18 protein-coding genes are annotated in these 19368 nt (G+C 74.8%); 12 read left to right on the top strand and 6 right to left on the bottom strand.

Annotated elements, in window-relative coordinates; translation table 11 throughout:
- Together V7793_RS17200 and V7793_RS17195 are read left to right on the top strand one after the other, a co-directional pair.
- A partial coding sequence (locus tag V7793_RS17200; protein ID WP_443057929.1) for a GH85 family endohexosaminidase C-terminal domain-containing protein occupies window positions 1–241 on the top strand: 241 nt, incomplete at its 5' end.
- Between the two features lie 13 nt (window positions 242–254).
- On the top strand, window positions 255–3278 hold the full coding sequence (locus V7793_RS17195; protein WP_336007417.1) for an alpha-mannosidase: 3024 nt from the start codon (window positions 255–257) through the stop codon (window positions 3276–3278).
- On the opposite strand, the gene V7793_RS17190 is transcribed toward V7793_RS17195, so the two are convergent.
- The gene (locus V7793_RS17190; protein WP_336007415.1) at window positions 3250–4383 is read right to left on the bottom strand and encodes an alpha/beta hydrolase; all 1134 of its coding nucleotides are present in this window, start codon (window positions 4381–4383) and stop codon (window positions 3250–3252) included. The genes V7793_RS17195 and V7793_RS17190 overlap by 29 nt on opposite strands.
- Window positions 4384–4432: 49 nt before the next feature.
- Between V7793_RS17190 and V7793_RS17185 the strand changes: the two genes are divergently transcribed.
- From V7793_RS17185 to V7793_RS17175, 3 genes are all read left to right on the top strand, one after another.
- The gene (locus tag V7793_RS17185) at window positions 4433–4993 is read left to right on the top strand and encodes a DUF1697 domain-containing protein (RefSeq protein ID WP_336007413.1); all 561 of its coding nucleotides are present in this window, start codon (window positions 4433–4435) and stop codon (window positions 4991–4993) included.
- A gap of 84 nt (window positions 4994–5077) precedes the next feature.
- Window positions 5078–7819, top strand: a complete 2742-nt coding sequence (locus tag V7793_RS17180) for an alpha/beta fold hydrolase (protein ID WP_336007410.1) — start codon at window positions 5078–5080, stop codon at window positions 7817–7819.
- A 5-nt stretch (window positions 7820–7824) separates the two neighbouring features.
- Window positions 7825–8688 (top strand): ABC transporter permease, encoded by an 864-nt coding sequence (locus V7793_RS17175; RefSeq protein ID WP_443057930.1) that lies wholly within the window; start codon window positions 7825–7827, stop codon window positions 8686–8688.
- A 371-nt stretch (window positions 8689–9059) separates the two neighbouring features.
- Here V7793_RS17175 and V7793_RS17170 read toward each other — a convergent pair whose 3' ends face one another.
- A complete protein-coding gene (locus tag V7793_RS17170; protein WP_336007406.1) occupies window positions 9060–9947 on the bottom strand; it encodes an SDR family oxidoreductase in 888 nt (295 codons plus the stop codon).
- Window positions 9944–10756 (bottom strand): SDR family oxidoreductase, encoded by an 813-nt coding sequence (locus V7793_RS17165; RefSeq protein WP_336007404.1) that lies wholly within the window; start codon window positions 10754–10756, stop codon window positions 9944–9946. Before V7793_RS17165 ends, V7793_RS17170 begins: the two co-directional genes overlap by 4 nt.
- Window positions 10757–10847: 91 nt before the next feature.
- Between V7793_RS17165 and V7793_RS17160 the strand changes: the two genes are divergently transcribed.
- From V7793_RS17160 to V7793_RS17145, 4 genes are read left to right on the top strand one after another with little or no spacing between them, the layout of a single operon-like run.
- Window positions 10848–11642, top strand: a complete 795-nt coding sequence (locus V7793_RS17160; protein WP_336007402.1) for an enoyl-CoA hydratase family protein — start codon at window positions 10848–10850, stop codon at window positions 11640–11642.
- Between the two features lie 14 nt (window positions 11643–11656).
- Window positions 11657–12505, top strand: a complete 849-nt coding sequence (locus V7793_RS17155; protein WP_336007420.1) for a CoA transferase subunit A — start codon at window positions 11657–11659, stop codon at window positions 12503–12505.
- Window positions 12502–13254 carry a CoA-transferase subunit beta gene (locus V7793_RS17150; RefSeq protein WP_336007400.1) on the top strand — a complete coding sequence of 251 codons (753 nt, stop codon included), beginning with the start codon at window positions 12502–12504 and terminating at the stop codon, window positions 13252–13254. The genes V7793_RS17155 and V7793_RS17150 overlap by 4 nt, the downstream gene beginning before the upstream one ends.
- Complete coding sequence (locus V7793_RS17145; RefSeq protein WP_336007398.1) at window positions 13251–14309, top strand: NAD(P)H-dependent flavin oxidoreductase; 1059 nt, start codon at window positions 13251–13253, stop codon at window positions 14307–14309. Before V7793_RS17150 ends, V7793_RS17145 begins: the two co-directional genes overlap by 4 nt.
- Before the next feature lie 3 nt (window positions 14310–14312).
- Here V7793_RS17145 and V7793_RS17140 read toward each other — a convergent pair whose 3' ends face one another.
- From V7793_RS17140 to V7793_RS17130, 3 genes are read right to left on the bottom strand one after another with little or no spacing between them, the layout of a single operon-like run.
- Entirely contained in the window at window positions 14313–15470 is a 1158-nt protein-coding gene (locus tag V7793_RS17140) for an acetyl-CoA C-acetyltransferase (protein WP_336007395.1), read from the bottom strand.
- 21 nt (window positions 15471–15491) lie between these two features.
- On the bottom strand, window positions 15492–16106 hold the full coding sequence (locus V7793_RS17135; RefSeq protein ID WP_336007394.1) for a TetR/AcrR family transcriptional regulator: 615 nt from the start codon (window positions 16104–16106) through the stop codon (window positions 15492–15494).
- Between the two features lie 14 nt (window positions 16107–16120).
- The gene (locus V7793_RS17130; RefSeq protein ID WP_336007391.1) at window positions 16121–16936 is read right to left on the bottom strand and encodes an SDR family oxidoreductase; all 816 of its coding nucleotides are present in this window, start codon (window positions 16934–16936) and stop codon (window positions 16121–16123) included.
- A gap of 45 nt (window positions 16937–16981) precedes the next feature.
- Between V7793_RS17130 and V7793_RS17125 the strand changes: the two genes are divergently transcribed.
- The 3 genes from V7793_RS17125 to V7793_RS17115 all read left to right on the top strand — a co-directional run.
- Complete coding sequence (locus tag V7793_RS17125) at window positions 16982–17875, top strand: enoyl-CoA hydratase (protein WP_336007388.1); 894 nt, start codon at window positions 16982–16984, stop codon at window positions 17873–17875.
- Window positions 17875–19035 (top strand): acyl-CoA dehydrogenase family protein, encoded by a 1161-nt coding sequence (locus V7793_RS17120; protein WP_336007384.1) that lies wholly within the window; start codon window positions 17875–17877, stop codon window positions 19033–19035. The genes V7793_RS17125 and V7793_RS17120 overlap by 1 nt, the downstream gene beginning before the upstream one ends.
- A gap of 64 nt (window positions 19036–19099) precedes the next feature.
- The coding region (locus tag V7793_RS17115) for an acyl-CoA dehydrogenase family protein (protein ID WP_336007383.1) at window positions 19100–19368 on the top strand (269 nt) is incomplete at its 3' end.

Below are 19368 nucleotides of genomic sequence, written 5' to 3'. Positions count from 1 at the left end.
GCGCCTGGCCTGGGGAGCCCCCGCCGGAAGCGGCCACCGCACCGCCCCCGTACGCCAGTACGAGGTGCGCCAGGCCCTGCCCGGCGGGGGCTTCCGCTTCCTCGGCGGCACCTGCGGGCATGCCTACTACGTCCCGGCGCTGCGTCGTACGGACGGCGAGGCGGCCACCCGCATCGAGGTGCGCGCCGTGGACGAGCTGTACACCGCCTCCGCCCCCGCTCCCGTCACCTTTCGCTGGTAAGGAATCCGACCTGATGCACAACGACCGCACCATCACCGAAGCCCGGCTGAAGCGCGTGCTGGACGAGCGCATCCGGCCGGCCGTGTACCCCGAGTCGGTGCCGCTGTCCGTCACCGTCTGGAACGCGCCCGGCGAGCCCGTCCCGGTGGCCGAGGGGATCGCCGCCGGGGGCGTGCCGATCGCGGCCGGCGCGGCGTGGGGGCCGCCGTGGGGCACGAGCTGGTTCACCGTCGCGGGCAGCGTGCCGCGGCACTGGGCGGGCCGTACGGTCGAGGCGCTGCTCGACCTGGGGTTCGACGAGAACATGCCGGGCTTCCAGTGCGAGGGACTCGTCTACCGGCCGGACGGCTCGCCGGTGAAGGGCCTGAACCCGCGCAACCAGTGGGTCCGGATCACCGACCGGGCGGTGGGCGGCGAGGAGGTGCTGCTGCACGTCGAGGCGTCGTCCAACCCCGTCATCCTCGACTACCACCCCTTCGTGCCGACGGAGCTGGGCGACCGGGAGACGGCGGACGGCGAGCCGCGCTACCGGCTGGCGCGCATGGACCTCGCGGTCTTCGACCGGACGGTGTGGGAGCTCGTCCAGGACCTGGAGGTGCTGGAGGGGCTGATGACCGAGCTGCCGGTGGACTCGCCGCGCCGCTGGGAGATCCTGCGGGCGGCCGAGCGCGCGCTGGATGCGGTCGACCTGCAGGACGTCGGCGGTACGGCGGCCGCGGCGCGCGAGCGGCTCGCGGCCGTCCTGTCCTCGCCTGCGCACGCCTCCGCGCACCGGATCAGCGCGGTGGGCCACGCGCACATCGACTCGGCGTGGCTGTGGCCGCTCCGCGAGACGGTGCGCAAGGTCGCCCGCACGACGTCGAACATGACCGCGCTGCTGGAGGACGAGCCGGAGTTCGTCTACGCCATGTCGCAGGCCCAGCAGTTCGCGTGGATCAAGGAGCACCGGCCGGAGGTGTACGCGCGCGTGAAGAAGGCCGTCGCGGACGGCCGGTTCGTGCCGGTGGGCGGCATGTGGGTGGAGTCGGACACGAACATGCCGGGGTCGGAGGCGCTGGCCCGGCAGTTCGTGCACGGCAAGCGCTTCTTCCTGGAGGAGTTCGGGATCGAGACGGAGGAGGTGTGGCTGCCGGACTCCTTCGGCTACTCCGCCGCGCTGCCGCAGCTGGTGAGGCTGGCGGGGGCCAAATGGTTCCTGACGCAGAAGATCTCGTGGAGCCAGGCGAACAAGTTCCCGCACCACACGTTCTGGTGGGAGGGCCTGGACGGCACCCGCGTCTTCACCCACTTCCCGCCGATCGACACCTACAACGCCCAGCTCTCGGGCCGGGAGCTCGCGCACGCCGTCCGCAACTTCCAGGAGAAGGGCGGGGCCACCCGCTCCCTCGCACCGACGGGGTGGGGCGACGGGGGCGGCGGCACCACGCGCGAGATGCTGGCGCGGGCGAAGCGGCTGGCGGACCTGGAGGGTTCGGCGCGGGTGGTCTTCGAGAAGCCCTCGGCGTTCTTCGAGAAGGCGCACGCGGAGTACGCCGAGGCGCCGGTGTGGGTGGGCGAGCTGTACCTGGAGCTGCACCGGGCGACCCTGACCAGCCAGGCCCGCACCAAGCAGGGCAACCGGCGCAGCGAGCACCTGCTGTACGAGGCGGAGCTGTGGGCGGCGACGGCGGCCGTGCGGACGGGCTTCCCGTATCCGTACGAGGCGCTGGACCGGATCTGGAAGACGGTGCTGCTGCACCAGTTCCACGACATCCTGCCGGGCACCTCGATCGCGTGGGTGCACCGGGAGGCGGCGGCGGCGTACGCGGCGGTGGCGGCGGAGCTGGAGGAGATCGTCGCCGGTGCGCTGACGGCTCTGGCGGGCGACGGCGCGGGCGGCGGGACGGTGGTGTTCAATGCGGCGCCGCACGGACGGGGCGGCGTTGCCGCGAACGCCGCCGTACACGCCGGTTCCTTCGCGCCCGCGCCCGCGGAGGTCCGGCAGCGCGAGGGCGGCGGTTTCGTCCTGGAGAACACCTGGCTGCGGGCCGAGGTCGACCCGCGCGGGCTCGTGGTCTCGGTGTACGACCGCGAGGCGGAGCGCGAGACGATCGCGCCGGGAGCGGCGGCCAACCTGCTGCAGCTGCACCAGGACTTCCCGAACATGTGGGACGCCTGGGACGTGGACCACTTCTACCGCAACACGGTGACCGATCTGACGGACGCCGAGTCGGTGGGCCTCGCGGACGACGGGACGGCGGTGCGCGTGGTGCGCACCTTCGGCTCCTCGCGCGTCGAGCAGCGGATCGCCCTCCCGGCGGGCGCACGGCGCCTGGACATCGAGACGGAGGTCGACTGGCACGAGACGGAGAAGTTCCTCAAGGCGGCCTTCCCGCTCGACGTGCACGCCGACCGTACGGCGGCGGAGACCCAGTTCGGGCACCTGTACCGGCCCACGCACACCAACACCAGCTGGGACGCCGCCAAGTTCGAGGCGTGCGCGCACCGCTTCGTGCACCTGGAGGAGCCGGGCTGGGGCGTGGCGGTCGTCAACGACGCGACGTACGGCTACGACGTGACGCGGACGGTCCGCCCGGAGGACACGGGCACGACCACGACGGTCCGGCTGTCCCTCCTGCGGGCCCCGCGCTTCCCGGACCCGCGCACCGACCAGGGGGTGCACCGCTTCCGGTACGCGCTGGTGCCGAACGCGTCGATCGGCGACGCCGTCCGCGAGGGCTACCGGATCAACCTTCCGGAGCGGCGGGTGCCGGGAAGCTCCGGTGTACGGCCGCTGGCCCACGTCGACAACGAGGGCGTCGTCATCACGGCCGTGAAGCTCGCGGACGACGCCGGCGGCGATGTGATCGTGCGGCTGTACGAGTCGCTGGGCGGCCGGGCCCGTGCGCGTCTGACGGCGGGCTTCCCCCTCGCCTCGGCCTCCGTGTGCGACCTCCTGGAGCGGCCGCAGGCCACGGCGGCGACGGACGGTGACGTCGTCCCGCTGTCGCTGCGGCCGTTCCAGGTCCTCACGCTGCGGCTGGAGCGACGCGGCTAGATGCGGCTAGATACGGCTGGATGCCGAGGGCGCCCATCAGCATCGGGAAGGAGGCGACCAGCTCCCGCTCCCAGTACGGCCACGTGTGGGTGCCTTCGGAGGCGCACACCGTGGCCGGGATGCGGAGTTCGGCGAGGCGGGCCCGGAGCTGCCCGTTCATACCGAAGATCGCTCGTTCGACGGCCTCGCCGCCGTGTGCCGCCGGGTCGGTGCAGCGGGCCGGGGAGGGCGGTGGTCCGCCCCACTGCCAGCCCGTCCCGCTGTCGGTGCCGTTTCCGTAGGAAACGTAGAGGGGCGTCCCCGCGAGGGAGGCGGCCTGGTGGAGTGGGCTGTGGCGCTCCCAGATGCTCCGCTGGCGCACGTCGGCGGGGTCGCCGGTGTCGAAGGGGTAGCCGGGCTCCCCCCACACGCGCTTCCAGTCGGCGAGGCAGGAGACGGCGCCGGCCTTGACCGCATCGGGCCCGCTGAAGCCGCCGTCGGGCGACTTGTACAGCATGTTCACGCCGCCGCTGTAGGAGGCTGCCGCCTTGAACATGCCCGGGTGCGCGGCGGCGAACTTCAGCGCGCCCTGGCCGCCCATGGACAGGCCCGCGACGGCCGCCCGGTCCGTACCGGCGCGGTAGGCGCGCTCCAGGAGCGGCCTGAGCTCGCCGAGCAGATAGGTCTCCCAGGCGGGAGCGCCGCCCCTGCCGTAGTTCCACCAGTCGCTGTAGCCGCTGCAGCCGCTGGTCTCCGGCATGACGACGATGACGTCCCGCCCTGCGGCGAGCTCCTCGACGTGCGTGTTGGCGGTCCAGTCCTTGTGGTTTCCGCCGCCGCCGTGCAGCAGCCACAGGGTGGGCCACGTGCGCTGTGCGTTGCGGTCCCAGCCGGCGGGGAGCAGCAGCCGCACCCATCTGGTGTGCGTCAGCCCGTCGATCTCGGGCGACCGGACGGCCACGTCGAGCGTCCGGTCGTCGATCCGTACTTCCCGGACGACTTCTGCCGGATTGTCCGCGGCGCGGGCCGTACTCGCGCCTCCGGGGCCGGGGACCTGCATCCCCAGCAGAGTCAGGATCAGCGCGAGCACCGCCAGCACCCCGCGCGTGCGGGCCTTGCGCACCATGTGACGCCCCCTCACCCTCGGTGATGTCCGTCCACACTACGGTGAGGGTGTGACAACGTATGTGGCGCTGCTGCGCGGTATCAATGTGGGCGGCAAGAAGCGTGTTCCCATGCAGACTTTGCGGGAGCTGCTGTCCGGCATGGGCTGCGGCTCCGTCCGTACGCACCTCAACAGCGGCAACGCCGTGTTCACGCACCCCGGCGCGGGCGCGGAGGAGCTGGCCCGCGGGCTCGAGCAGGCGATCGAGCGCGAGCTGGGCTTCGCGGTGGCGTGCATGGTGCGGGATGCGGGTGACATGCGCCGCGTCGTTGACGCCGATCCGTTCGCCGGACGGGATGTCGACCCCGCGCGGTACGTGGTGACGTTCCTGGCCGCCCCCGCCGACCCGGCGGCCGTCGCGGACCTGGACCCGGCGGCGTACGCGCCGGAGGAGTTCGTCCTGGCCGGGCGCGAGCTGTACGTGTACTACGCGGAGGGGATCCGGGACGCGAAGCTCGCGAAGGTGCTGACGGAGCGGCGCCTGGGCACGGCGGGCACCGGGCGCAACTGGAACACGGTCACCAAGCTGGCCGCCATGGCGCAGGAGACGGAGGCGGCAGCCGGGGAGTGACTCCGGCGCGACCATGACCCGGCCGCCGAGCAGGGAATCCGGCCCGCGGACCAGCCGGACGAGGTCTCCGCTTAGCATGCGGGCATGAAGCTGCGTTTTCCCCGCCTGCGCGGGCGACGGCTCGTCGCCACTGCCGCCGCGGCCGTCGTGCTCGCCGGCGGCGGCACCTGGGCCGTGGCCTCCGGGGCCGGGGGCGATCCGCCCGTGCACCGCGAGGACCGCTTCATGACGGTGCCGGAGGCACCGGGGGCGAGCGGTCCGGTGCGGATCGACACGTCGTTCTTCACCGCGGGCGGGGAGGGCCGCAGGCCTGCCGTGCTGCTCGCGCACGGCTTCGGCGGCAGCAAGGACGACCTGCGCGGCCAGGCCGAGGACCTGGCGCGCTCCGGCTACGCGGTGCTCACGTGGTCCGCGCGCGGCTTCGGGCGCTCCACGGGCCGGATCGGGCTCAACGACCCGGACCGCGAGGTCGCCGACGTGAGCCGGCTGATCGACTGGCTCGCCGCGCGGCCCGAGGTCGAGCGGGACGGGGACAAGGACCCCCGGGTGGGCATAGCGGGCGGGTCGTACGGCGGCGCGGTCGCGCTGCTGGCGGCCGGTCACGACAAGCGCGTCGACGCGATCGCCCCGCAGGTCACGTACTGGAACCTCGCCGACGCCCTCTTCCCCGAGGGCGTGTTCAAGAAGCTCTGGGCCGGGATCTTCTTCACCTCCGGCTCCGCCGCGACGCCGGGGACCGCCACCGCACCGGGGCGCTCGGCCGGCAAGGCCGGCGCGGCCCCGCGCAGCGCACCCGCGGCCCCCTCCGCGCCGCTCGGCTGCGGGCGGTTCGAAAAGCAGCTGTGCGAGATGTACGAGCGGGTGGCCGTGGCCGGCAAACCCGACGCACAGGCCCGGGAGCTGCTGGAGCGCCGCAGCCCCGCAGCGGTCGCCGGGCGCATCAAGGTGCCCGCCCTGCTCGTCCAGGGCCAGACCGACTCGCTCTTCCCGCTGGACCAGTCCGACGCGGCGGCCCAGGCGATCGGCCGCAACGGCGCGCCCGTCGCGGTCGACTGGGTCGCAGGCGGCCACGACTCCGGCTTCGGCGAGGCCGACCGGACGGCGCTGCGCACGCGCGCGTGGTTCGACCGTTACCTCAAGGACGACGACAGCGCGTCCACCGGACCCGCCTTCCGGGTCAGCAGGACGGGCGGCATCGACACCACCGACGGCAAGGCGCAGCTGCGCGGTGCGAGCGGCAGCAGCTATCCGGGTCTGCGCCACGACCCGGAGACGGTCGGGCTGTCCGGACGGAGGCAGTCCTTCGCCAACCCGCCGGGGGCGGCGCCCCCGGCGATCTCCTCCGTACCCGGGGTCGGGGGTGCGGTGTCGCAGCTGTCCGGGTTCGGGCTGGGGCTGTCGCTCGACTTCCCCGGACAGCACGCCCGGTTCGAGTCGGAGCGCCTCACCGAGGGGGTCCGGGTGACGGGCTCCCCGGCGGTGAAGGTGAAGGTCGCCTCCGACACGGGCGAAGCGGTGCTGTTCGCCAAGGTGTACGACGTCGGCCCGAACGGGCAGCAGGTGCTGCCCGCCCAGCTCGTCGCGCCGGTGCGGGTCGAGGACGCCAAGGCCGGGCGGACGGTGGAGCTGAAGCTCCCGGCGATCGACCACACCTTCGAGTCCGGCCACCGGATGCGGCTCGTGATCGCCTCGACCGACCTCGGCTACGCCTCGCCGGCCGCGCCCGCCACGTACGCCGTCTCCCTGGAGGGCGGGCTGAGCGTGCCGACGGCGCCCGGGGTGCGGACGGCTTCGGCCGCGCTGCCGTGGTGGACGTGGGGCCTGCCGCTGGGCGGTGTGCTCGTCGCGGCCGCCGTGCTGCTGACGGGCCGGCGGCGGGTGACCGCGCCGGCGCCGGACCCGGACCTCTCCGGAGTGCCCCTGCAGATCACCGGCCTGAGTAAGCGGTACGCCAAGTCCGCCGACCGGTACGCCGTGCGGGAGCTGTCCTTCCGGGTCGAACGCGGGCAGGTCCTCGGCCTGCTGGGGCCGAACGGCGCGGGCAAGACCACGACGCTGCGGATGCTCATGGGGCTCATCCGCCCCGACGCGGGCGAGGTGCGGGTCTTCGGGCACGCGGTGCGGCCGGGTGCGCCCGTGCTGTCGCGGGTCGGGGCGTTCGTGGAGGGCGCGGGCTTCCTGCCCCACCTGTCCGGCCGCGCCAACCTCGACCTGTACTGGCAGGCGACAGGCCGGCCGGCCGAGGACGCGCACATCGAGGAGGCCCTGGAGATCGCGGGGCTGGGCCCGGCGCTGGAGCGCGCCGTGCGCACGTACTCGCAGGGCATGCGGCAGCGGCTCGCCATCGCCCAGGCCATGCTGGGGCTGCCGGACCTGCTGATCCTGGACGAGCCGACCAACGGGCTGGACCCGCCGCAGATCCGGGAGATGCGCGAGGTGATGATCCGCTACGCGGCCGCCGGCCGTACCGTCATCGTCTCCAGCCACCTCCTCTCCGAGGTCGAGCAGAGCTGTACGCACCTGGTGGTCATGGACCGCGGCCGGCTGGTGACCGCCGGCCCGGTCGGGGACATCGTCGGCTCGGGCGACACCCTGCTCGTCGGCGTCGAGGGCGAGGTGTCGGAGGTGACGGCGGACAAGGTGGCCGCGCTGCCGGGGGTGGCCTCGGCGGTACGGGCCGAGGAGGGCCTGCTGGTCCGGCTGGACGGCGCGAGCGCGCCGCAGCTGCTGGCCGAGCTGGTCCGGCTGGAGATCCCGGTGGCGAGCGTGGGTCCGCACCGCCGCCTGGAGGACGCGTTCCTGACCCTGATCGGAGGCCCGTCGTGAGCGCAGTGGGGCACGTGGAAGAGGCGGCCGAGTCCGCTCCCGGCTACCGGGCGCGGCACACCCTGCCGCTGCGCGTCGAGGCGATGCGGCAGCTGCGGCGGCGCCGGACGCTGGTGGTCGGGGCGGTGCTCGCGGTCCTGCCGTTCGTGCTGATCGCGGCGTTCGCGATCGGAGGGCAGCCGAGCGGGCGGAACGGGCGGGTCACGCTCATCGACACCGCCACGGCGTCCGGCGTGAACTTCACCGCGACGTGCCTGTTCGTCTCGGCGGGCTTCCTGCTCGTGGTGCCGGTCGCGCTGTTCTGCGGCGACACGGTGGCCTCCGAGGCCGGCTGGTCCTCGCTGCGCTACCTGCTCGCGGCCCCGGTGCCGCGGACCCGGCTGCTGGTCAGCAAGCTGACGGTGGCGCTGGTGTTCAGCGCGGCGGCGATGGTGCTGCTGCCGGGGGTGGCACTGGCGGCGGGCACGGCCGCGTACGGCTGGGGGCCGCTGCAGATCCCGACGGGCGGCTCCCTGCCGGGCACCACCGCCGTGGGGCGGCTCGCGATCGTCGTGGCGTTCGTCTTCGTCGGCCAGCTGGTGACGGCCGGGCTGGCGTTCTGGCTGTCGACGGTCACGGACGCGCCGCTGGGTGCGGTGGGCGGCGCGGTCGGCCTGACGATCGTCGGCAACGTCCTGGACGCCGTGACGGCGCTGGGCCACTGGCGGGACTTCCTTCCGGCCCACTGGCAGTTCGCGTGGGCGGATGCGCTGCAGCCCCGGCTGGAGTGGGGCGGAATGATCAAGGGGACGGCGGTGTCGGTGGCGTACGCCCTGGTGCTGTTCGCTCTGGCGTTCCGGCACTTCCGGGGGAAGGACGTGGTGTCCTGACGGACGGTCGCTCGATTCGGCCGGCCGGCCGGACCGGCCAGCCGGTCCAATCCTGCAGGCCCGTCCGGCCGGCCCATCCGGCCGGCCCGTCCTGCCGGCCCGGCACCGCCGGGCTGCCCGGTGGAAGCCGAGCGCCGTTGCGGCGGGAAGAAGGCCCCGGTCCCGCCCTTTCACCGTTTCCCGGGGCTGTGCCCCGGCCCCCAGGCCCTACCGCCTGCCCCTGGGGGCCCGGGGGCTTGCCCCCCGGAGGAAACGGCGAAAGGGCGGGTCCGGGGCCTCTTCTCCCGCCGCAGCGGCGCGCCACCCCCCTCCGGGGTCTCCGGCGGTGCCGGACCCACCCGGCCGCCGGGGTGATCCGGACCCGGAGCTCGCTACGCCCCGTACACCGCCCCCGGCCGGCGCGCCCCCGCCAGTAGCTCCCGGACCGCCTCTCCCGCTTCCTTCGGGGTCCAGCGGTCGCCCTTGTCGGTGACGGGGCCCGGGTGCCAGCCCTCCATGACGGTGATGCGGCCGGCCTCCGCGGCGAAGATCTGGCCGGTGACGCCGGCCGAGTGGGCGGAGGCGAGCCAGACCACGAGCGGGGAGACGTTGGCGGGGGCCATGGCGTCGAAGCCGTTTGGGGGTGCGGCCATCGTCGCCGCGAAGGTGTGCTCGGTCATGCGGGTGCGGGCGGCGGGGGCGACGGCGTTGGCCTGGACGCCGTAGCGGGCCAGTTCGGCGGCGGCGACGAGGGTCAGGGCGACGATGCCGGCCTTGGCGGCGGCGTAGTTGGCCTGGCCGACGCTGCCGAGCAGCCCGGCCCCCGACGTGGTGTTGACGATGCGCGCCTGCGGCGTGCGCCCGGCCTTGTGCTCGGCCCGCCAGTGCGCGGCGGCGTGCCGCAGCGGCAGGAAGTGGCCTTTGAGGTGGACCGCGACGACGGCGTCCCAGTCGTCCTCGCCGAGGTTGACGAGCATCCGGTCGCGCAGGATGCCCGCGTTGTTGACGAGGGTGTCGAGCCGGCCGTAGGCGTCGAGGGCGGTGGCGACGAGGGCGGCCGCGCCGTCGTCCGTGGAGACGTCGCCGCTGTGCACGACGGCTTCGCCGCGCCGCGCGCGGATCTCGTCGACGACGCGCCGTGCCTCGCCCGCCGAGGCCCCCGGTAGTTCGTTCACGACGACCCGCGCGCCTTCGGCCGCGAGGGCGAGGGCGTGTGCCCGGCCCAGGCCGCGGCCGGCGCCGGTGACGGCGGCGACGCGTCCGGCGCAGATTCCGGTCATGTCGGGGGCTCCTCGTGGTCGTGGTTGACGGTGGCGGCGGCGAGGAACGCGGGCCGTTCGCCGCCGCCGTGGACGAGCAGGTCGGCGCCGGTGATGTGGGCGGCGTCGGCGGAGGCGAGGAAGACGGCGGCGGCGCCGACCTCGCCGGGCTCGGCGAGCCGCCCCGCGGGCACGGTGCGGGCGACGGCGGCGAGGCCGTCGGCGTCCCCGTAGTGGAGGTGGGCGGATTCGGTGCGCACCATGCCGAGGACGAGGGTGTTGACGCGGACGGCGGGGGCCCATTCGACGGCCATGGTGCGGGCGAGGCTGTGCAGTCCGGCCTTGGCGGCACCGTAGGCGGCGGTGCCCGGCGAGGGGCGGGTGCCGCTCACGCTGCCGACCATCAGGATGCAGCCGCCGTCCGGCCGTTCGCGCAGCAGGGGGTACGCGGCGAGCGAGGCGGTCAGCGGTGCGACGAGGTTGAGGCCGATGACGCGCGCGTGGCGTTCCGCACCGGCCGCGTCGAGCAGCCGGAAGGGGGTGCCGCCCGCGTTGTTCACGAGGACGTCCAGGCGCCCGTACTCGTGGGCCACCCGGCCGAAGAGGGCGGTAACGGCGGCCGGGTCGCGCAGGTCCGCGGGCAGGTGGCGGGCGGTGCGCCCGGCCTCCGTGACGGGCCGGTCCGGCGGGCGGCGGGCGCAGACGACGACGTGCGCGCCGGTGCGCAGGAAGGCCCGGGCGATCCCCGCCCCCACGCCGCGCGTGCCGCCGGTGACGACGACGGTGCGCGCCTCCGGGGGCTCCGGCCCCGTCTCCGTACCGCCCGGCATCGCGCCACCTCCCGCGGCGGGTCGTCCGCTGCTACCGTGAACGGGCGTTGCCGCCTAACAAACGTTTGGTGGAAAGGTAGCGGATCCTCCGATGAGTGTCTCCACCTCACGCCCCGAGCCTGCCGTCGCCGTCGTCACCGTGGACTTCCCGCCGGTCAACGCCCTGCCCGTACAGGGCTGGTACGACCTGGCGGGAGCGGTCGGCGCGGCCGGCGCCGACCCCGCGGTCCGCTGTGTCGTGCTGACCGCCGCCGGCCGCGGCTTCAACGCCGGCGTGGACCTCAAGGAGATCCGGGACTCCCCCGGCCACGAGGCCCTGATCGGCGCCAACCACGCCTGCGCGGCGGCCTTCTCCGCGGTCTACGACTGCCCGGTGCCGGTGATCGCCGCCGTGCACGGCTTCTGCCTGGGCGGGGGCGTCGGCCTGGCCGGCAACGCCGACGCCGTCGTCGCCTCCGATGACGCCGTGTTCGGCCTGCCCGAGCTGGACCGGGGTGCGCTCGGCGCCGCCACGCACCTGGCCCGGCTCGTCCCGCAGCACCTGATGCGCACGCTCTACTTCACCTCGCGCACGGTCACCGCGCAGGAGTTGTACCGGCACGGATCCGTCTGGCGCGTCGTGCCGCGCGACGGGCTGCGCGCGGCCGCCCTGGAGCTGGCCGGGGAGATCGCCGCCAAGGACGGGTCGCTGCTGCGCCTGGCGAAGGCCGCGCTCAACGGCATCGACCCGGTGGACGTGCGCCGCAGCTACCGCTACGAGCAGGGCTTCACCTTCGAGGCGGGCCTGTGCGGCGTGGGCGACCGCCTCCGCGAGGCGTTCGGCTCCGGCGGCGACCGGGGCGACCGGGAGGGCCGGAAGAGGCAGGAGCGGCAGGAGGAACCGTGAACGGCGACAAGACCATGACCGCCGACGAGGCGGTGGCGCACCTGGAGAGCGGGATGACCGTCGGCATCGGCGGCTGGGGCTCCCGGCGCAAGCCGATGGCCCTCGTCCGGGCCCTGCTGCGCTCGGACGTCCGCGACCTGACGGTGGTCTCCTACGGCGGCCCGGACGTCGGCCTGCTGGTGGCCGCGGGCCGGGTCCGCAAGCTCGTGGCGGCCTTCGCGACGCTCGACTCTATCCCGCTCGAACCGCACTTCCGCGCCGCCCGGCAGCGCGGGGACGTCGAACTCGTCGAGCTGGACGAGGCGATGTTCATGTGGGGGCTGACGGCCGCGGCGCACCGGCTGCCGTTCCTGCCGGTACGGGCGGGCCTCGGCTCGGACGTCATGACCGTCAACCCTTTCCTGCGCACGGTGACGTCGCCGTACGAGGACGGGGAGGAGCTCGTCGCCGTCCCGGCGCTCACGCTGGACGCGGCGCTCGTGCACCTCAACCGGGCGGACGCGCGCGGCAACGCCCAGTACCTGGGCCCGGATCCGTACTTCGACGACCTGTTCTGCGAGGCGGCGCGAGAGGCGTACGTCTCCTGCGAACGGGTGGTCGACAGTGCCGGGTTCGCCGAGGGCGGCGGCCCGCAGACCCTGCTCGTACAGCGGAGCTGCGTCAACGGCGTCGTCGAGGCGCCGGGCGGGGCGCATTTCACCTCCTGCGTGCCGGACTACGGCCGGGACGAGGCGTTCCAGGCCGCGTACGCCGCCGCGGCGGCGGACCCCGGGGCCTGGCGGGAGTTCGCCGACCGCTTCCTGTCGGGGGACGAGAACGCCTACCGCGCCGCGGTCGACGACTTCGCCGAGGGCGCGGCGTGAGCGCCGGGCGCGCCGAGGTGTGCGTCGTGGCGTGCGCGGAAGCCTGGCGCGGCGACGGGGAGATCCTGGCCAGCCCCATGGGCGTGGTCCCCACGATCGGGGCGCGGCTCGCGCGGCTCACCTTCACCCCGGACCTGCTGCTCACGGACGGGGAGGCGCTGCTGATGGCCGACGTGCCCGCGCTGGGCGCAAAGCCCCGGGCGGTCGAGGGCTGGCTGCCGTTCCGGCGGCACCTGGCCGTGGTCGCGGGCGGGCGGCGGCACGTGATGATGGGGGCGGCCCAGCTCGACCGGCACGGCAACCAGAACATCTCCTGTGTCGGCGACTGGCACCGGCCCGCGCGGCAGCTGCTCGGCGTGCGCGGGGCGCCGGCCAACACCCTCAACAACCCGACGAGTTACTGGATCCCGCGGCACTCCCCGCGCGTCCTGGTCGAGAAGGCCGACATGGTCAGCGGCGTCGGCTACGACCGGGCGGCCGCCGCGGGGCCTTCGGCGACGCGCTTCCACCGCATCCCGCGCGTGGTCACCGACCTGGCCGTCCTCGACTTCGAGACGCCGGACCGCACGATGCGGGTCCGCTCCCTGCACCCCGGCGTGACGGCCGCCGAGCTGCAGGCGGCCACCGGGTTCCCCCTGGAGGTCCCCCGCGACGTGCCGCGCACCCGCCTGCCCTCCGCCGAGGAGCTGCGGCTGATCCGTGAGGTCATCGACCCGGACGGGCTGCGCGCGCGGGAGGTACGGGGGTGAGGACGGCGCTGACCGACCTGGTGGGCGTACGGCACCCGCTCGTCCAGACGGGCATGGGCTGGGTGGCGGGCCCGCGCCTGGTCTCGGCGGTGGCGGAGGCGGGCGCGCTGGGCATCCTGGGCTCGGCCACGATGACGCCCGACGGGCTCAGGGCCGCCATCAGGAAGGTGCGCTCCCGCACCGGGCAGCCGTTCGGGGTCAACCTGCGGGCGGACGCGGGCGACGCCCGGGAGCGCGTGGACATCCTGATCGAGGAGGGCGTGCGGGTCGCGTCGTTCGCGCTCGCCCCGTCCCGGGAGCTGATCGCCCGCCTGAAGGACGCCGGGGTGGTCGTCGTCCCGTCGGTGGGGGCGCGGCGGCACGCCGAGAAGGTGGCGGCCTGGGGTGCGGACGCGGTCGTGGTGCAGGGCGCGGAGGGCGGCGGCCACACGGGCGAGGTCGCGACGTCGGTCCTGCTGCCGCAGGTGGTCGACGCGGTGGGCATCCCGGTCGTCGCGGCGGGCGGCTTCCGCGACGGGCGCGGGCTGGTGGCGGCCCTGGCGTTCGGCGCGGCGGGGGTCGCCATGGGCACGCGCTTCCTGCTGACCGCGGACAGCACGGTGCCCGGCCCGGTGAAGGCGGCGTACCTCGCGGCGACGGTGCGGGACGTCACGGTCACGACGAAGGTCGACGGTCTCCCCCACCGGATGCTGCGCACGCCCTTCGTCGCGGGGCTGGAGCGCTCGGGGCGGCTCGGCGGGCTCGTCCGGTCGCTGCGGCACGCGGCCGCCTTCCGGGCGCTGTCGGGGACCGGCTGGGCGGCGGTGGTGCGCGACGGCCTGGCGATGTGCCACGGACGCGAGCTGACGTGGAGTCAGGTGCTGATGGCGGCGAACACGCCGGTGCTGCTGCGGGCCGCGATGGTGGACGGCCGCACGGACGTGGGGGTGATGGCCTCGGGGCAGGTCGCCGGTGTCATCGACGACCTGCCGACGTGCGCCGAGCTGGTCGGGCGCGTGATGGCGGAGGCGGAGGAGGTGCTGGCGGCGCTCACGGCGCCCCGGGCCGCCCCGTAGCCTTCACAACCGCTCGATGACCGTCACGTTGGCCTGGCCGCCGCCCTCGCACATCGTCTGCAGGCCGTAGCGGCCGCCCGTGCGCTCGAGTTCGTGCAGGAGCGTGGTCATCAGCTTCGCGCCGGTCGCGCCCAGGGGGTGGCCCAGGGCGATGGCTCCGCCGTTGACGTTGACCTTCTCCGGGTCGGCGCCGGTCTCCTGCAGCCAGGCCAGGACGACGGAGGCGAAGGCCTCGTTGATCTCGACGAGGTCGATGTCCGCCATCGTCAGCCCGGCCTTCTTCAGCGCGTGGGCGGTGGCCGGGACGGGCGCCGTCAGCATGCGGATCGGGTCCTCGCCGCGTACGGACAGGTGGTGGACGCGGGCGCGCGGGGTCAGCCCGTGGTCGCGCACGGCGCGTTCGCTCGCGAGCAGCAGGGCCGCCGCCCCGTCGGATATCTGGGAGGAGAGGGCGGCCGTCAGCCGGCCGCCGTCCACCACCGGCTTCAGCGCGGCCATCTTCTCCGGGGAGGTGTCCCGGCGCGGCCCTTCGTCGGCCGTCAGCCCGCCGCAGGGGGCGAGTTCCCGGTCGAAGCGGCCCTCGTCGGCGGCGCGCACGGCCCTCCGGTGCGAGAGCAGCGCGTACTCCTCCATGGCGGTGCGCGTGATGCCCCACTGCCGGGCGATGAGCTCGGCCCCGTGGAACTGGCTGACGGGCCGGTCGCCGTAGCGCGCCCGCCAGCCCTGCGAGCCGGCGAAGGGGCCCTCGGTGAGGCCGAGCGGGACGGCCGCGCGGTGGACGGCGTAGGCGATCGGGATCTGCGACATGTTCTGGACGCCGCCCGCGACGACGAGGTCCTGGGTGCCGGAGAGGACGGCCTGGGCGGCGAAGTGGACGGCCTGCTGGCCGGAGCCGCACTGCCGGTCGACGGTGACGCCGGGGACCTCCTCGGGCAGTCCGGCGGCCAGCCAGCTCGTCCGGGCGATGTCCCCGGCCTGCGGGCCGACGGCGTCGAGGCAGCCGAGGACGACGTCGTCGACGGCGGCCGGATCGACGCCCGTGCGCGCTATCAGGGCGCGCAGGACGTGCGCGCCGAGGTCGGCGGGGTGGACGGCGGAGAGCCCGCCTCCGCGCCGGCCGACGGGGGTGCGGACGGCTCCGACGATATAGGCCTCGGCCATGACTGCTGCGCCTCCAACCGGTCACTCCCGCACGGCGATGCCGTCCAGGACCATCGACAGATACTGACGGGCGATCTCCTCCGCCGGGAGCCGTCCGCCCGGCCGGTACCAGGACGCGGCGACCCACACAGTGTCGCGCAGGAACCGGTAGGCGAGGCGGGCGTCCAGGTCGGCGCGGAAGGCGCCCTCGGCCACGCCGCGCTCGATCGTGCCGAGCCACACCTCCTCGAACCTGCGCTGCGACGCGGCGAGGTAACCGAAGCGCGGCAGGCCGGTGAGGTGCCGCGACTCCTTCTGGTAGATGGCGACGGCGGGGCGGTGCCGGTCGATCTCCCGGAAGGACTCGGCCACCAGGGCCTCCAGGGTCGCGCGGGGCCCGAGCCCGGCGGCGAGCACGGCGTCGTAGCCGGCCCACAGCTCGTCGAGGAAGGCGGAGAGGATCTCGTCCAGCATCGACTCCTTGGAGTCGAAGTGGTAGTAGAGGCTGCCCGCCAGCAGCCCCGCCTCCTCGGCGATCCGGCGCACGGTGGTGGCGTTGTAGCCCTGCGCGGCGAACACCTCTGCGGCGGTCGCGAGGAGCTCTGCGCGCCGCTCGGGCGCGGGCCGCTCGGTGGTGGTCTTCCTGCTGTTCGGCACGGTGCCATTGTCGGTCACGCGCGCTGGCTGCTGACGGACACGGTCTCGCCGGTCATGTACGAGGAGTAGCCGCTGGCGAGGAAGACGATGACGTTGGCGATCTCCCAGGGCTCGGCGGCCCGGCCGAACGCCTCGCGCCGGGCCAGCTCCTCCAGCAGCCCGGGCGTGGTGACCTTCGCCAGGTGGGGGTGCAGGGCGAGGCTCGGTGCGACGGCGTTGACGCGCACGCCGTAGGCGGCCGCCTCCACCGCCGCGCAGCGGGTCAGGGCCATGACGCCGGCCTTGGCCGCGGCGTAGTGGGCCTGGCCCTGCTGGGCACGCCAGCCCACGACGGAGGCGTTGTTGACGACGACGCCGCCGGTCCCCCGGGCGCGCATCCGGCGCAGGGCGGCGCGGGTGCAGCGGAAGGTGCCGCCGAGGGTGGTGCCGACGACGGCGTCCCACTGCTCGTCGGTCATGTCGGCCAGATCGGCGGTGCCCCCGAGGCCTGCGTTGTTGACGACGACGTCGAGGCCGCCGTGCCGCTCCTCGGCCAGCTCGAACAGGGCCGCGACCTGCGCCTCGTCGGTGACGTCGCAGGGCCGTCCGGCGACCTGGCGGGCGCCGAACTCCTCGCCGAGGTCGGCGACGGCGACGCGCAGCCGGCGTGCGTGCCGGTCCCCGAGCACCACGCGGGCGCCCTCCTCGAGGAACCGGCGGGCGGTGGCGGAGCCGATCCCGGCGCCGGCCGCGGCGGTGATGACGGCCGTGCGGCCGGACAGCAGCTCGTGAGCGGGGAGGTAGGGCGGCGGGCCGGGCCGGACAGCGGTGGACTCCTCGACGCTGCTCATGGCCGTACGTTAACCTACCAAACACTTGTTAGGGAAGGATGGTTGATGACCACTGACCCTGTGCCGGCGGACGGCCGGCAGGCCCCCGCGGGCCCCGTGGTGCGCTACGAGCGCAGCGGCCCCGTCGCGACCGTCACCATGAACCGGCCCGCGTACCGCAACGCCCAGAACTCCGCGATGACGTACGCCCTGGACGAGGCCTTCTACGAGGCGTCGGCCGACGACGGGGTCAAGGTGATCGTCCTGGCGGGCGCGGGCGATCATTTCTCCTCCGGCCACGACATCGGCACGCCCGGCCGCGACGCCCACCTGCCGCACCCCCGCCGAGCGGGCCTGTGGTGGGACCACTCGGACAAGTCCGGTGCGGAGAGCCGCTTCGCGCGCGAGTCCGAGGTGTACCTGGGCATGTGCCGCCGCTGGCGCGAGATCCCCAAGCCGCTGATCGCCTCGGTGCAGGGCGCCTGCGTGGCGGGCGGCCTGATGCTGGCCTGGGTCTGCGATCTGATCGTCGCGAGCGAGGACGCCTTCTTCGCCGACCCGGTGGTCCGCATGGGCATCCCCGGCGTGGAGTACTTCGCGCACCCCTGGGTGCTGCCGCCGCGCGTCGCGAAGGAACTCCTCTACACGGGCGACCGGATGAGCGCGCACCGCGCCCGCGAACTCGGCATGGTCAACCGCGTGGTGCCGCGCGAGCAGCTCGCCGTCCGCACCCGCGAACTCGCCGGGCGCGTGGCGGCGATGCCCCGCATGGGCCTCGCCCTCGCCAAGCGCGCCGTCAACCAGGCCGAGGACCTCCAGGGCCTGCACGGCGGTCTCGACGCGGCGTTCGCGCTGCACCACCTCGCGCACGCGCACAACGCCGAGACCTCCGCCGGCCCGCTCGCCGGGATGGACGTACGCACGATGAAGGCGAGGGCGGCCGGGACGGACGGCGCCTGATGGACCTGGACCTCGCGCCCGGGCAGGAGGACTTCCGCGCGGAGGCCCGCGCCTGGCTCGCCGGCCACGTCCCCCGGACGCCGCTCGCCTCGCTGGAGACCGAGGAGGGATTCGCCGAACACCGCGCGTGGGAACGGACGCTGCACGCGGGCCGCTGGTCGGCCGTCTCCTGGCCGGCCGCGTACGGGGGCCGGGGCCGTTCGTTCCTGGAGTGGCTGGTCTTCGAGGAGGAGTACTGGGCCGCGGGCGCGCCCTCGCGCGTCTCCCAGAACGGCATCGGCCTGCTCGCCCCGACGCTCCTCGAACACGGCACGCAGGAGCAACGGGCCCGGATCCTCCCGGCGATGGCGAGCGGGGAGACGGTGTGGGCGCAGGCGTGGTCCGAGCCCGAGGCCGGGTCGGACCTCGCGTCCTTGCGGTCGATCGCGGTGCGGACAGCCGGCGGCTGGCTGCTCAGCGGGCAGAAGACGTGGTCGTCGCGGGCCGCGTTCGCCGACCGCGCCTTCGGGCTGTTCCGCAGCCACGCGAGCGCCGGCCGGCCCCACGAGGGCCTGACCTACGCGATGTTCGGGCTGGACGCGGAGGGGGTGCGGGTGCGCCCGGTCGGCCGTCTCGACGGCAGGCCCGCGTTCGCCGAGATCTTCCTGGACGAGGTGTTCGTGCCCGACCGGGACGTCGTCGGCACGCCCGGCGACGGCTGGCGCGTCGCCATGAGCACCGCGGGCAGCGAGCGCGGCCTCACGCTGCGCAGCCCGGGCCGCTACGTGGCGGCCGCGCGCCGGCTGGTTGCCCTGTGGCGGGCGGCCGCCGACCCCGGGGACACGGCGCTGCGGGACCGGGTGGCCGATGCGGTGGTGCGGGCGCGCGCCTACCAGCTGTACGGGTACACGTGCGCGGCGGACGGGCCGCGGGGGGCCGAGCCGAGCCTCACCAAGCTGTTCTGGTCGGAACTCGACCTGGCGCTGCACGAGACGGCGCTCGACCTGCTCGGCCCGTACGGCGAGCTGGCCGGACCGGCGGGCGACGCCCCGGCGCACGGCGGCTGGGCGGAGGGCTTCGTCTTCGCCCTGGCGGGGCCGGTGTACGCGGGCACGAACGAGATCCAGCGGGACATCGTCGCGGAGCGGCTGCTGGGGCTTCCGAAGGGACGGCGGGCATGAGGGACGTACGGAAGGTTCCGTCGGCCGTACGGGCGCGGGCGCGGGCCCTGCGGAGGCGGTCGGCATGAGGTTCACACTCGACGACGAGCAGCGGGAGTTCGGGCGGACGCTCGGCCGGATGCTGGGCGCGGCGGACACCCCGGCGACCGTACGGGCCTGGGCGCGGGGCGACCACGGGCCGGGGCTCGCGGTGTGGGAGCGGCTGGCGCGGGCCGGGGTCCTCGGGCTGGCCGTGCCCGAGGCGTTCGGCGGCGCGGGGCCGCTGCCGGTGGAGGCGGCCGTGGCTTTCACGGAGCTGGGCCGGCACGCGGTGCCCGGCCCGGTCGTGGAGAC

Origin of the sequence: Streptomyces sp. KLMMK (genome assembly GCF_036961605.1) — a bacterium.
Taxonomy (GTDB): domain Bacteria; phylum Actinomycetota; class Actinomycetes; order Streptomycetales; family Streptomycetaceae; genus Streptomyces; species Streptomyces telluris.
The sequence above is the reverse complement of the archived record's forward strand: the minus strand, read 5'-3'. Positions and strand labels throughout refer to the sequence as shown.